The 322-nt window shown below is 51.6% G+C and carries 1 protein-coding gene; it reads right to left on the bottom strand.

The window, feature by feature from the left end; translation table 11 throughout:
* Positions 1-322 (bottom strand): trimeric intracellular cation channel family protein (locus ACTHS3_RS17525; protein WP_440368699.1); only part of this gene is annotated, 322 nt, incomplete at both ends.

Genomic DNA, 322 nt, shown 5'->3' with positions numbered 1-322 from the left:
CAATACCGCCGCCAACGGCAGTCACAAAAGCCAAAGAAATAACGCCGAACAAATTAAGCTGCAAAGCCATACCGATTTGTGCGCCGGTAATGCTGAACGCTGCCAAACCGATGGCATCGGCGATAATAAAAGCAGCGGCCAAATAGGTGCTGCGATAACGTTGCACCCTTATCAACCATGCAATGGCAAGCGTGGCAAACACAACAATCAACGCATCGGTTTGCAAAAATACTTGCGGAATCCGGCCGACCAAGCCATCGCGTATCATGCCGCCGCCGACAGCCGTCAGAAACGCAGTAAAGACGACACCGAGTACATCCAA

Source organism: Neisseria sp. P0009.S007, from assembly GCF_051962515.1.
Note: the sequence above shows the minus strand (reverse complement) of the source record. Positions and strands in the feature narration are given on the sequence as shown.